General features: G+C 61.1%; 10 protein-coding genes. 4 read left to right on the top strand and 6 right to left on the bottom strand.

All coding sequences use genetic code 11. The annotated features are described in order from the left end of the window. Nucleotides 1-147 precede the first annotated feature (147 nt). Entirely contained in the window at nucleotides 148-2,436 is a 2,289-nt protein-coding gene (gene metE / locus IOD17_RS05520; RefSeq protein WP_233684072.1) for a 5-methyltetrahydropteroyltriglutamate--homocysteine S-methyltransferase, read from the top strand. A 200-nt stretch (nucleotides 2,437-2,636) separates the two neighbouring features. Further along, on the top strand, nucleotides 2,637-3,626 hold the full coding sequence (locus tag IOD17_RS05525; protein ID WP_233684073.1) for an alpha/beta fold hydrolase: 990 nt from the start codon (nucleotides 2,637-2,639) through the stop codon (nucleotides 3,624-3,626). A gap of 13 nt (nucleotides 3,627-3,639) precedes the next feature. Here IOD17_RS05525 and IOD17_RS05530 read toward each other — a convergent pair whose 3' ends face one another. The 3 genes from IOD17_RS05530 to IOD17_RS05540 are packed head-to-tail and all read right to left on the bottom strand — an operon-like array spanning nucleotide 3,640 to nucleotide 5,606. Next, nucleotides 3,640-4,146, bottom strand: a complete 507-nt coding sequence (locus IOD17_RS05530) for a DUF1993 domain-containing protein (RefSeq protein ID WP_233684074.1) — start codon at nucleotides 4,144-4,146, stop codon at nucleotides 3,640-3,642. Nucleotides 4,147-4,176: 30 nt separating this feature from the next. Next, nucleotides 4,177-4,647, bottom strand: coding sequence for a MaoC family dehydratase (locus tag IOD17_RS05535; RefSeq protein ID WP_233684075.1), 471 nt, complete (start codon nucleotides 4,645-4,647; stop codon nucleotides 4,177-4,179). After that, nucleotides 4,644-5,606 carry an alpha/beta hydrolase gene (locus IOD17_RS05540; RefSeq protein WP_233684076.1) on the bottom strand — a complete coding sequence of 321 codons (963 nt, stop codon included), beginning with the start codon at nucleotides 5,604-5,606 and terminating at the stop codon, nucleotides 4,644-4,646. Before IOD17_RS05540 ends, IOD17_RS05535 begins: the two co-directional genes overlap by 4 nt. 416 nt (nucleotides 5,607-6,022) lie before the next feature. Between IOD17_RS05540 and fadD2 the strand changes: the two genes are divergently transcribed. Both fadD2 and fadD1 read left to right on the top strand, forming a co-directional pair. Next, entirely contained in the window at nucleotides 6,023-7,711 is a 1,689-nt protein-coding gene (gene fadD2 / locus IOD17_RS05545; RefSeq protein ID WP_233684077.1) for a long-chain-fatty-acid--CoA ligase FadD2, read from the top strand. Nucleotides 7,712-8,072: 361 nt separating this feature from the next. Then, nucleotides 8,073-9,761: a long-chain-fatty-acid--CoA ligase FadD1 gene (gene fadD1, locus IOD17_RS05550; RefSeq protein WP_233684078.1), complete on the top strand. Its 1,689-nt coding sequence runs from the start codon at nucleotides 8,073-8,075 to the stop codon at nucleotides 9,759-9,761. A 303-nt stretch (nucleotides 9,762-10,064) separates the two neighbouring features. On the opposite strand, the gene IOD17_RS05555 is transcribed toward fadD1, so the two are convergent. The 3 genes from IOD17_RS05555 to dapE are packed head-to-tail and all read right to left on the bottom strand — an operon-like array spanning nucleotide 10,065 to nucleotide 12,396. Next, nucleotides 10,065-10,436 carry a hypothetical protein gene (locus IOD17_RS05555; RefSeq protein WP_233684528.1) on the bottom strand — a complete coding sequence of 124 codons (372 nt, stop codon included), beginning with the start codon at nucleotides 10,434-10,436 and terminating at the stop codon, nucleotides 10,065-10,067. A gap of 2 nt (nucleotides 10,437-10,438) precedes the next feature. Further along, nucleotides 10,439-11,245 carry a putative RNA methyltransferase gene (locus tag IOD17_RS05560; RefSeq protein WP_233684079.1) on the bottom strand — a complete coding sequence of 269 codons (807 nt, stop codon included), beginning with the start codon at nucleotides 11,243-11,245 and terminating at the stop codon, nucleotides 10,439-10,441. After that, on the bottom strand, nucleotides 11,242-12,396 hold the full coding sequence (gene dapE / locus IOD17_RS05565; RefSeq protein WP_233684080.1) for a succinyl-diaminopimelate desuccinylase: 1,155 nt from the start codon (nucleotides 12,394-12,396) through the stop codon (nucleotides 11,242-11,244). The genes IOD17_RS05560 and dapE overlap by 4 nt, the downstream gene beginning before the upstream one ends. Between the last annotated feature and the right edge of the window lie 56 nt (nucleotides 12,397-12,452).

Genomic DNA, 12,452 nt, shown 5'->3' on the forward strand with positions numbered 1-12,452 from the left:
TGATCGTGAGCAAGCTCGCCCCTACAGGTAGTTGGCTTAGCAGAACATGAGTAAAACTATAGATCAATACGAATAGATTGAGTTTGTCTCACGTAGACGGCTTATCGAGAATGGCGCCATCTTATTGATCTGTTGGAGCGTTTTGACATGGCCTTGTCTCATTCCCTGGGGTTCCCCCGTATCGGTCGTGACCGTGAACTGAAAAAAGCCCTGGAAGCCCATTGGAAGGGCGAACTGGATGATGCTGGCTTGCAAGCAGTGGGCCGCGAGCTGCGCGCCGAGCACTGGCAGCTGCAGAAGGATGCGGGCATCGACTTGCTGCCCGTCGGCGACTTCGCCTGGTACGACCAGGTGCTAACCCACTCGTTGACGTTCGGCGTGATCCCTGAGCGCTTCCGCCCGCATACCGGCAAGCCGACCCTGGATACCCTGTTTGGCATGGCCCGTGGCGTCAGCAACAGTTGTTGTGGCGGGGCTCACGCCCAGGAGATGACCAAGTGGTTCGACACCAACTACCACTACCTGGTACCTGAATTTACCGCCGATCAGCAGTTCCAGCTGAGCTGGGAACAACTGTTCGAGGAAGTCGAAGAAGCCCAAGGCCTGGGCCACCGCGTCAAACCGGTGCTGATCGGCCCGCTGACCTACCTGTGGCTGGGCAAGGCCAAGGGCAGCGAGTTTGATCGTCTCGACTTGTTGGAGCGGCTGCTGCCGGTCTACGGCGAAATTCTTCAGCGCCTGGCTGCTCAGGGCGTGGAATGGGTGCAGATCGATGAGCCGATTCTGGTGCTGGACCTGCCACAAGCCTGGAAGAATGCCTTCGAACGTGCCTACAACCTGCTGCAGCGCGAGCCGGGCAAGAAACTCATCGCCACCTATTTTGCCGGCCTGGAGGACAACCTCGGCCTGGCCGCCAGCCTGCCGGTGGATGGCCTGCATATCGACCTGGTGCGTGCGCCCGAGCAGTTCCCCACCATTCTCGACCGCTTGCCGGCGTACAAGGTGCTGTCGCTGGGCGTGGTCAACGGCCGCAACGTCTGGCGCACCGACCTGCAGCAAGCCCTGACGGTTCTGCAGCAGGCTCAGGAACGTTTGGGCGAACGTCTGTGGGTCGCGCCAAGCTGCTCGCTGTTGCACAGCCCGGTCGATCTGAGCCGTGAGGACAAGCTGGATGATGAGCTGAAAAGCTGGCTGGCGTTCGCCGTGCAGAAGTGCGAGGAGGTCGCACTGCTGACCACCGCCCTGAATGCCCCGCAGGATGCCCAGGTGCAGACCGCACTGTCGCAAAGCCGCGCCGTGCAGGCCAGCCGAGCGCAATCGCCGCGTATCCACAAACCAGCGGTGCAGGCGCGTTTGGCAGCCATTACCGCTGCCGACAGCCAGCGCCAGTCGCCATTTGCCACGCGCATCGAACAGCAGCGCAATCGCCTGCAGTTGCCGGTCTTGCCGACCACCACCATCGGCTCGTTTCCGCAGACTGCTGCCATCCGTCTGGCGCGTCAGGCGTTCAAGGCTGGCAAGCTGTCGGCGGGGGATTACACCGAGGCCATGCACAGCGAAATCCGTCATGCCGTCGAGGTGCAGGAAAACCTCGGCCTGGATGTGCTGGTGCACGGCGAGGCTGAGCGCAACGACATGGTCGAGTACTTCGCTGAGCAACTTGACGGCTATGCCTTCACCCGCTTTGGCTGGGTGCAGAGTTACGGCTCGCGCTGCGTCAAACCGGCGGTGATCTACGGCGATCTGAGTCGGCCCAAGGCCATGACCGTGAGCTGGATCGGTTATGCGCAAACCCTTACCCGCAAGGTGATGAAGGGCATGCTGACCGGCCCGGTGACCATGCTGATGTGGTCTTTCCCACGTGACGATATTTCCCGTGAGCAGCAGGCGCGCCAACTGGCGCTGGCCATTCGTGACGAGGTGGTGGACCTGGAAACGGCCGGGATCAAGATCATCCAGATCGACGAAGCCGCCTTCCGTGAAGGTTTACCGCTGCGCCAGGCGCAGTGGCAGGGCTACCTGAACTGGGCCACCGAAGCCTTCCGCCTGTGCGCCTCGGGTGTGCGTGACGAAACGCAGATCCACACCCACATGTGCTACAGCGAGTTCAACGATGTGATCGAGTCCATCGCCGCCATGGATGCCGACGTGATCACCATCGAAACCTCGCGTTCGGACATGGAGCTGCTGGAGGCCTTCGAGCGCTTCGACTACCCCAACGACATTGGTCCCGGCGTGTATGACATCCACTCGCCACGGGTGCCGGACAGCCGGGAGATGGTCAACCTGCTGCGCAAGGCTGCGCAGCGCATTCCGCTCGAGCGACTGTGGGTCAACCCGGATTGCGGCCTGAAAACCCGCGCCTGGCCGGAGACCGAAGCGGCGTTGATCAATATGGTGGCGGCGGCTCGTCAGCTGCGTAGCGAACTGGCCTGATCCGCGTCCTGTTGCGCCTAAAGCCCCTGCCATGGCCCTGATCGGCTGTGGTGGGGGCTTGGTTTTGCTGGCAGCAAAAATACCGCTCGTCCCCCTTCATCAAACTGTCACGCTTGTGTGGCAGCGCGCTCGTACAAACATCATCACACTCGCGTCTTAATGGGGGGCTGCGTTCTGCTGTCCCATGGCCGGGTGATGCCATGCGTAATTTGATTATTTTCGTCGCACTGCTGTGCGGCCTGCCGGCTTTTGCCGCACAACCTTGCAGTGTTCAGGTGCCAACGCTTACCGCCGAGGTCGGCGATGTGCGCCTGGCTTACCAGAGTATCGGGCGTGACGCGGACCCGGCCTTGCTGCTGGTGATGGGCCTGGGTGGCCAGTTGATCCACTGGCCGGATGAAGTGGTCGAGCGCCTGTGTCAGCAGGGTTTTCGGGTGATTCGCTTCGACAACCGCGATGTCGGCTTGAGCAATTGGGTCGCTGTGGCACCGGAAATCAACCTGACCTATGAAGCGCTGCGTTATCGCCTGGGGCTGTCGGTGACAGCACCTTACGGCCTGCGTGACATGGCTCGCGACGCCCTGGGGCTGCTGGATAACCTGAATATCGAGCGCGCCCATGTGCTGGGCGCCAGCATGGGCGGGATGATCGCTCAGCATATGGCCGACCTTGCGCCTGAGCGGGTGCAAAGCCTGACGTTGGTGATGACCAGCTCCGGTGCCCAGGGCTTGCCGGCGCCTAGCAGCGAATTGTTGAGCTTGCTGGCCCGGCGCGACGCGCCCAATCGCACCGTGGCGCTGGAGCAGCAGGCCGATCTGCTGGCGGCGCTGGGCAGCCCGGCAGTCAGTGATGATCGGCAGTTGTTGTTACAGCAGGCGCAAGTCGCCTTCGACCGCGCCTTCAACCCGGAAGGCGTGCAACGCCAGTTGTTGGCCATTCTCGCCGAACCGAGTCGGGTCGAGCTGCTCAACCGCTTGCAGGTGCCAACCCTGGTGGTGCATGGCACGGCGGATCCGTTGCTGCCGGTGATGCACGGCGTGCATGTGGCGGCGCATATCAAAGGCAGTGAGCTACGCCTGATTCCTGGGCTGGCCCATCGTTTTCAGGATGCGTTCAAGGAACCGTTGCTGGCCGCAGTGCTGCCGCACCTGCAGGCCCATCGTGCGGATGGGCAGTGGGCGCGGCTTTAAGGCGCAGAGTTACTTAACGAGTGCCGAGGAAGTCGCGTTTGCCGATGCTGACACCGTTGTGGCGCAGGATGGCGTAGGCGGTGGTGTAGTGGAAATAGAAGTTCGGCATGACGTGGTCGAGCAGGAAGGCCTGGCCCAGGAACTGGGTTTCCTTGTCGCGACGCTTGAGAACCACAGTACGTGCTTCGCTGCCGTCGATCTGTGCAGCGCTCAGGCTGGCGAGGAAATCCAGGGTCTTGCTGATGCGCGCCTGCAGCTCGGCAAAGCTGGTTTCGTCGTCGGCATGGCTCGGTGCGTCGACACCCGCCAGCAGGGCTGCGCCGGCTTTGGCACCATCACAGGCGATCTGCACCTGGCGGCTCAGCGGGAACATGTCGGGGGCCAGGCGAGCGTTGAGAAATACGCTCTGCTCGATCTTCTTCTCTTCGGCATGGGCGGCGGCGAGGCCGAGGATAGTCGAGAGGTTGTTCAGTTGGCGGGTAAACACCGGGATGGATGCTTGGTACATGGACAGGGACATGGAATTCTCCAGTGAAACAGTAGGGGTGGCTTAGCCGATGGTGATCGGCGGCAGTTGAGTCAGTTCAACGGTCTGCGCCTTGCGTGGGGCGAGGATTTCCGCTTCGCCATCGACCACCAGCTCGTCGTTCTGGTTGAACACACGGGTTGCTACACGCACGCGGAATTTCGGCAGTTTTTCCAGGATTTCCAGGCGCACGGTCAGGGTGTCACCGAGTTTCACCGGTGCGGTGAAGCGCATGCTCTGGCCGATATAGATGGTGCCCGGGCCGGGCAGCTCGCAGGCCACGGCGGCGCTGATCAGCGCACCGCTGAACATGCCGTGAGCGATACGCTCCTTGAACATGGTGGTGGCGGCATAGTCGGCGTCGAGGTGCACCGGGTTGTGGTCGCCGGACACTTCGGCAAACAGCTGGATGTCGCGTTCGCTGACAGTTTTGCTGTAACTGGCGGTCTGGCCGACTTCGAGGGCGTCGTAGGGCGTGTTGCTGCTCTGGGTCATGGGTGACTCTCTTGGCTCTGTTGGTGGCACTGGCGCGGTTGGCTTAGGGCCTGTTGCAGCCAGTCGATGATGTAGGTGGTGACTTCGTCACGGTTGCTCTCGTTGAGCAGTTCATGGCGCGCGTCGGGGTAAAGTTTGACCTGTACGTGCTGATTGCCGGCGGTGCTCAGGGCGTTACCCAGGTCTTGCTGACGGTGGCCATCGCTGACCGGGTCACAGGCACCGCCGATCACCAGCAGCGGCAGGCTGCTGTCGATCTGCGCCAGGTTTTCCAGTGGGGTGATCTGTTGCAGGCCGCCCAGCAGGTCAACCCACAGCTGGTTGCTGCAGCGGAAGCCGCACAGCGGATCGTTAATGTACTTGTCGACTTCCTGCGGGTCGCGGCTCAGCCAGTCAAAGGCCGTGCGGTTGGGCTTGAAGGCTTTGTTGAACGAGCCAAATGACACGAACTCCAGCAGGGCACTGCGTCCCAGCGGGCCTTGTCGCCAGCGCTCGAAGCGCGCCAGCAGTTGCCCGGCACGGTACAGCGCCACGGGTTGGTAGTTGGAGCCGGAGAGAATCGCCCCTTGCAGGCTGCAGCTGTGGTGCATCAGGTAGGCTTGGCTGATGTAGCTGCCCATGCTGTGGCCGAGCAGGAAGATTGGCACCTGCGGATGAGTCTGGCGCATATGGTGGTTGAGGCTGGCCAGATCATTGACCACCAGCTCCCAGCCCTTGCTGTCGGCATAGTGGCCGAGCAGACCGTGCTCGGCGGTTTTGCCGTGACCGCGCTGGTCGTGCGCGTAGACCTCGAAACCCTGCGTCACCAGCGCTTCGGCCAGGCGTGCATAACGCCCGCTGTGTTCGGCCATACCGTGGGCGACCATCAGCAAGGCTTTTGGCGGTTGTTCGGCATACCAGCGGTTGACAAAGAGGGGCGCTGCATCGGTGCTATTGAGCCAGAACGCTTGGTGGAGCATGGCGAATCCCTTGAGCCTGCAGAAGCTGCGCATTGTGCACCCCGCGCGGCGCGGCGCAAAGTCCGCGCAGGTGCAACGGTCGCTTGCAGGCATGTGCAGCTGTCTGCTGCCGGTAAGGCTGCGCCGAAGCAGCAGGATAGTTGCGCCGGGAGCGGCAAGATTCAGTGCGTCAATGACGCTGCTCGGCTATTTGCCTGTTTGGCGTTAGCTGTTAACGTCCAGCCAACTCCGCTAGAGGGTGCTTACAAAAATACTGCGCTCGCCCATGCTGCGTTGAACCCAGCCGCGAAATGCTCATGTACAACTCGTACATTCCGCTTTTCGGTTGACCTCGCCTTGCCTGGCTATCGCTCGCTGCTTTTGTAAGCACCTTCTTTTACGGATTAGGATCATCTCAGGGCAAGAGGATAAAAATAATGCAGCCTGATTTCTGGAGCGACAAACGTCCGGCCGGCGTTCCCAATGACATCGACCTGGGGGCTTACAAGTCGGTGATCGAGGTGTTCGAGCGCTCGTGCAAGAAGTTCGCTGACCGTCCGGCGTTCAGCAACCTGGGCGTGACTCTGACCTATGCCGAGCTGGATCGGCTCTCGGCGGCCTTTGCCGCCTACCTGCAGAAGAATACCGACCTGCAGCCGGGTGACCGCATCGCTGTACAGATGCCCAACGTGCTGCAATACCCGATCGCCGTGTTCGGTGCCATGCGCGCCGGGCTGATTGTGGTCAACACCAACCCGCTGTACACCGCCCGCGAGATGCGCCATCAGTTCAAGGATGCCGGCGTGCGCGCGCTGGTGTACCTGAACATGTTCGGCAAGCTGGTGCAGGACGTGCTGCCGGATACCGAGATTGATTACCTGATCGAAGCCAAGATGGGTGACCTGCTGCCAAGCCTCAAGGGCTGGCTGGTCAACACCGTGGTGAAAAAGGTCAAGAAGATGGTGCCGGACTACCATCTGCCGCAGGCTATAGCCTTCAAGAGTGCACTCAAGCAGGGCCAGGGCCACGCGCTGAAGCCAGTCAAGGTTGGTCAGGACGACATCGCCGTGCTGCAATACACCGGTGGCACCACCGGCGTCGCCAAGGGCGCGATGCTCACCCACGGTAACCTGGTGGCCAACATGCTGCAGGTCGATGCCTGCCTGTCACAGCTGGGCGATGACGGCACCCCGCTGATGAAACAGGGCCAGGAGATCATGATCGCGCCACTGCCGCTCTACCATATCTATGCCTTCACCGCGAACTGCATGTGCATGATGGTCAACGGTAACCATAACGTACTGATCACCAACCCGCGCGACATTCCCGGCTTCGTCAAGGAATTGGGCAAGTGGCAGTTCTCCGCGCTGCTGGGTCTCAACACGCTGTTTGTCGCGCTGATGGACAACCCCGAGTTCAAGAACCTGGATTTCTCCCATTTCAAATTGACCAACTCCGGCGGCACGGCGCTGGTAAAAGCCACTGCCGAGCGCTGGCAGGCCATGACCGGTTGCCCGGTGACTGAAGGCTATGGCCTGACCGAAACCTCCCCGGTAGCCAGCACCAATCCCTACGGTGACAAGGTGCGCTTGGGTACTGTCGGTATTCCGGTGCCGGGCACGGCGTTCAAAGTTATAAATGATGACGGTGTCGAGCAGCCACTGGGGGAGCGCGGCGAGCTGTGCATCAAGGGCCCACAGGTGATGAAAGGCTACTGGCAGCGCGAGGAAGCCACCGCTGAAGTGCTGGATGCCGAGGGCTGGTTCAAGACCGGTGATGTGGCGGTGATCGACCCAGATGGCTTTGTACGCATCGTTGACCGTAAGAAGGACATGATCATCGTCTCCGGTTTTAACGTGTACCCCAACGAGATCGAAGATGTGGTCATGGCCCACCCGAAAGTCGCCAGCTGCGCGGCCATCGGTGTGCCGGACGAGAAGTCCGGGGAAGTGGTCAAACTGTTTGTCGTGGCCCGTGACAGCAGCCTCAGTGCCGAAGAGTTGAAGGCCTACTGCAAAGAGAATTTCACCGGTTACAAAGTGCCCAAACAGATTGTCTTCCGCGACGCCCTGCCGATGACCCCGGTTGGCAAGATCCTCCGTCGCGAGCTGCGCGATATTGCATGAGTGCTTGCGTTTTGTGGTTGCTGTGCCGCCCGCGATGGGCGGCACAATGCGAGCGCAGGGGCTGTAGCGCGGCATTTGCAGGCGATTTATGAAAAGTGACCGCTATGCAATACCTGGTCACTTTTGTGACCGTTGCGGCGCTTATTGGTGCTAGTCGCTGTTTGGCAAAGCTGCTACTCTCGGGCAGCTTTTTTGTGATCCGCCATCCACGGCGAGCGGGCTCCAGGGCCTTCGCTGTGCGACGTCAGAAATTGCTTTTGGCAGTTTTTGGCCGTTCAAGTCGCAAGAAATCACGCGAACCTACAATAAACAACCGTCTACGCGCGGTGAAGATCAAGCTGTTGCTGAGGAGTGGGCTTCCATGACCGAAAACTTTTGGAAGGATAAGTATCCCGTTGGGATTGCTGCCGAAATCAATCCTGACCAGTACCCGAATATCCAGGCGGTACTGAAAAAGTCCTGCCAACGCTTCGCCGACAAGCCAGCTTTCAGCAATATGGGTAAAACCATTACCTACGGCGAGCTGTACGAGTTGTCCGGCAACTTTGCCGCTTACCTGCAGCAAAACACTGATCTGCAGCCCGGTGACCGCATCGCCGTGCAGCTGCCCAACGTGCTGCAATACCCGGTTGTGGTCTTCGGTGCTCTGCGCGCCGGCCTGGTGGTGGTCAACACCAACCCGCTGTACACCGCCCGGGAAATGGAACACCAATTCAACGACTCCGGCGCCAAAGCCCTGGTCAGCCTGGCCAACATGGCTCACCTGGCCGAGCAGGTTCTGCCGAAAACCGGGATCAAGACGGTCATCATCACCGAAGTCGGTGACATGCTCTCGCCGCTCAAGCGCCTGCTGGTCAACAGTGTGGTCAAGCATGTGAAGAAGATGGTACCGGCCTACAACCTGCCGCAAGCCGTCAAGTTCACCGCGGCCATGGCCAAGGGCCGTGGCCAGAGCGCCAAGGACGCTGCGCCGAGCAATGGCGATATCGCCGTGCTGCAATACACCGGCGGCACCACCGGTGTGGCTAAGGGCGCGATGCTCACTCACCGCAACCTGATCGCCAACATGCTGCAGGTCAAGGCGCTGATGGGCTCGGAAATGAGCGAGGGCAGCGAAGTGCTGATCGCGCCGTTGCCGCTGTACCACATCTACGCGTTCACCTTCCATTGCATGGCGATGATGCTGATTGGTGGGCACAACGTGCTGATCACCAACCCGCGTGATCTGCCATCCATGACCAAGGACCTGGCCAAGTACAAGTTCACTGGTTTTGTCGGTCTCAACACCCTGTTCGTTGCCCTGTGCAATAACGAAGACTTCCGCAAGCTGGACTTCTCCACCCTGAAAGCCACCTTCTCCGGCGGCATGGCCCTGCAACTGGCCACGGCCGAGCGTTGGAAGCAGGTGACCGGCTGCCCGATCTGCGAAGGCTTCGGCATGACCGAAACCAGCCCGGTGGCCTCGGTCAACCCGTTCAGCAATATCCAGATCGGCACCATCGGTATTCCGGTGCCGTCGACCGTGTGCAAAGTGATCGACGACGAAGGCGTCGAGCAGCCACTGGGTTCGATTGGCGAGCTGTGCGTCAAAGGTCCGCAGGTGATGAAGGGTTACTGGCAGCGCCAGGAAGCCACTGACGAAATCCTCGACGCTGAAGGCTGGTTGAAAACGGGCGACATCGCGGTGATTCAGGACGACGGCTACATGCGTATCGTCGATCGCAAGAAGGACATGATTCTGGTGTCCGGTTTCAACGTCTACCCGAACGAGCTGGAAGACGTACTGGCCACGCTGCCGGGCGTATTGCAATGCGCAGCCATCGGTGTGCCGGACGAGAAGTCAGGCGAAGCGATCAAGATCTTCGTGGTGGTCAAGCCGGGTGAAACCCTGACCAAAGAGCAGGTCATGGAGCACATGCGCGCCAACGTCACCGGTTACAAGGTGCCGAAAGCCGTGGAGTTCCGCGACGTGCTGCCGACCACCAACGTCGGCAAGATCCTGCGCCGCGAGCTGCGTGACGAAGAGCTGAAGAAACTGGGCAAGAAGTAAGCGCCCGGTTAAACAAAACCCCGCCTAGGCGGGGTTTTTTGTGTCTCTTTGAAACCGGTCGTTGAAAACGTAGCGAGCGATGGCTAGGCAAGGCGGAAGTAGCCGAAAAAGCGGAGTGTACATCTGCACATGAGCATTTGATTCGCTGCGCTCACCCCTTTGGGGCCGTGCTAAAGCACGTTCAGCCTTCGGCTGTGAGGCTGCTTTTCTCGCATCGCTCGCCCCTCGGATCCGCCTTCGGCTGTTACTCCTGTTGGTCTTTGCAACGCAGGATAGCCGAGCGCAGTAGTTTTCAGCGGTCGGTTAGCCGGTGCGCCAGGTGATTTCCTCCACCCCATCGGCGCTGATGCGCATCCAGCGGTCGGCCTGTTCGTCGCTTTCTTCTTCCTGCCAACCGCCTGGTGCGCAGCGTACTTCAACATTCAGCGCGGCGAAGGCGGCCTGGGCGCAGGCCAGGTCGTCGGCCCAGGGCGTGGCGTCGCTTTCCAGAAACAGGCTGTGCCACTTACCCACGGCCTTGGGCAGCCAGGTGACCGGAACGTTGCCAGCCATGCACTTGAAGGTCTGGCCTTTCTGCTGCCAGGGTGTGCAGCTGCCCAGGGTTTGGCTCAGCCACTCGCCGATAGCCGTGTGGTCGGCGTCTTTCAGGTAAATCTCGATATCCGGTTGGCGCATGGTCATAGTCTCTCGATCCAGTCGTAGCGGATGGCGACAGTCACGTCGCAGGGTTCGGCGATCACCGCCGCGCGGCGTTCGGCGCTGGCGCGCCAGCCGTGCGGGGTCATGGCCAGCAGGTCAGCGCGGGCTTCACTGCTATCCAATTGCAGGTTGAAGGTCAGCGTTTCGCTGTGGGCCAGGCGCATGCCTTCTGGGATCAGCTCCAGATGCTTTTGATCATCGTAGTCGCGTACTTCGTCATACAGCTTCTGGCGTAACTCCATCAGGTGCTCACGGGTCGGGCCCATGCGTAGCAGACCGCCACCCGGGGCGAGCAGGCGCTTGGCTTCCTGCCAGTCGAGCGGGCTGAAGACGCTGGACAGCAGTTGGCAGCTGGCATCACTCAGTGGCACGCGGGCCATACTCGCCACCAGCCAGGTCAGTTGCGGCGCGCGCTTGCAGGCACGTTTGACTGCCTCGCGGGAGATATCCAGTGCATAGCCATCGGCCTGCGGCAGGGCATCGGCGATCTGCGCGGTGTAGTAACCCTCGCCGCAACCGATATCCAGCCAGCGCTGCGGGTTATAGCGAGCTGCCAGTTCGGCCAGGCGCTGGGCCAGCGGTGCGTAATGGCCGCCGTCGAGAAAGCGCCGACGGGCTTCGACCATGGCGACGTTGTCGCCAGGGTCGCGGCTGTTCTTGTGCTGCACCGGCAGCAGGTTGAGGTAACCCTGGCGTGCACGGTCAAAGCGGTGATTGGCCGGGCAGACTACGCCGTTGTCAACGACGCTCAGCGGCTGCTGGCAGATCGGACAGGTCAGGCTCATGCGAGGAGATTGACCAACGTCTGGTAGTAGATTTCGGTCAGCACATCCAAATCACTGGCCAGTACGCGTTCGTCGACCTGGTGGATGGTGGCGTTGACCGGTCCGAGTTCGACCACCTGGGTGCCGAGGGTGGCGATAAAGCGCCCGTCCGAGGTGCCGCCGCTGGTCGAAGGCTGGGTATCGCGACCGGTGACGCCCTTGATGCTGGCGGCCACGGCGTCGAGCAATGCACCCGGCTCGGTAAGGAAGGGTAGGCCGGACAGTGCCCAGTCCAACTCGAAATCCAGGACGTGCTTGTTGAGAATGGCCTCAACGCGCTGTTGCAGCCCCTCGACCGTGGACTCGGTGGAGAAGCGGAAGTTGAAGATGGCCTTCAGCTCACCCGGAATCACGTTGGTGGCGCCGGTGCCGGCGTTCAGGTTGGAAATCTGGAAACTGGTCGGCGGAAAGAAGGCGTTGCCGTCATCCCAATGTTCGGCGGCCAGTTCAGCCAGGGCCGGTGCAGCCAGGTGAATCGGGTTGCGCGCCAGGTGCGGGTAGGCCACGTGGCCTTGTTTGCCGCGTACGGTCAGGGTGCAGCCAAGTGAGCCGCGGCGGCCGTTTTTCACTACGTCGCCGACCAGGGTGGTGCTCGATGGTTCGCCGACAATGCACCAGTCCAGACGCTCGTTACGTGCGCGTAGGCGTTCGACCACCGCCTTGGTGCCATGGTGCGCCGGGCCTTCTTCGTCACTGGTGATCAGGAAGGTGATACGGCCTTTGTGCTCTGGGTATTCGGCGACGAAGCGCTCAACGGCGATGACCATCGACGCCAGGCTGCCTTTCATATCCGCCGCGCCTCGGCCGCAGAGCATGCCGTCTTCGTCGATCAGTGCATCGAACGGCTGGTGCTGCCAGTTCTGCACCGGACCGGTGGGCACCACGTCGGTGTGCCCGGCAAAGCACAGCACCGGACCGTCGCCCTTGCCGTGGCTGGCCCAGAAGTTGTCCACTTCCTCAATCCTCATCGGCTCGATGGTGAAGCCACAGGCGGCCAGGCGACGCATCATCTGTTCCTGGCAGCCTTCATCGAGGGGGGTGACGGATGGACGGCGGATCAGCTCGCATGCAAGCTCCAGCGTCGGGGAAAGGGGCGTGGTGTGGGTGGTCATTACAGCTCCGGGGCGGCTTCAGGCACAAAGGCCGCCATCTTAAAGCAAAACGGCGA

This window comes from Pseudomonas anguilliseptica (assembly GCF_021375795.1).
Taxonomy (GTDB): Bacteria; Pseudomonadota; Gammaproteobacteria; order Pseudomonadales; family Pseudomonadaceae; genus Aquipseudomonas; species Aquipseudomonas anguilliseptica_A.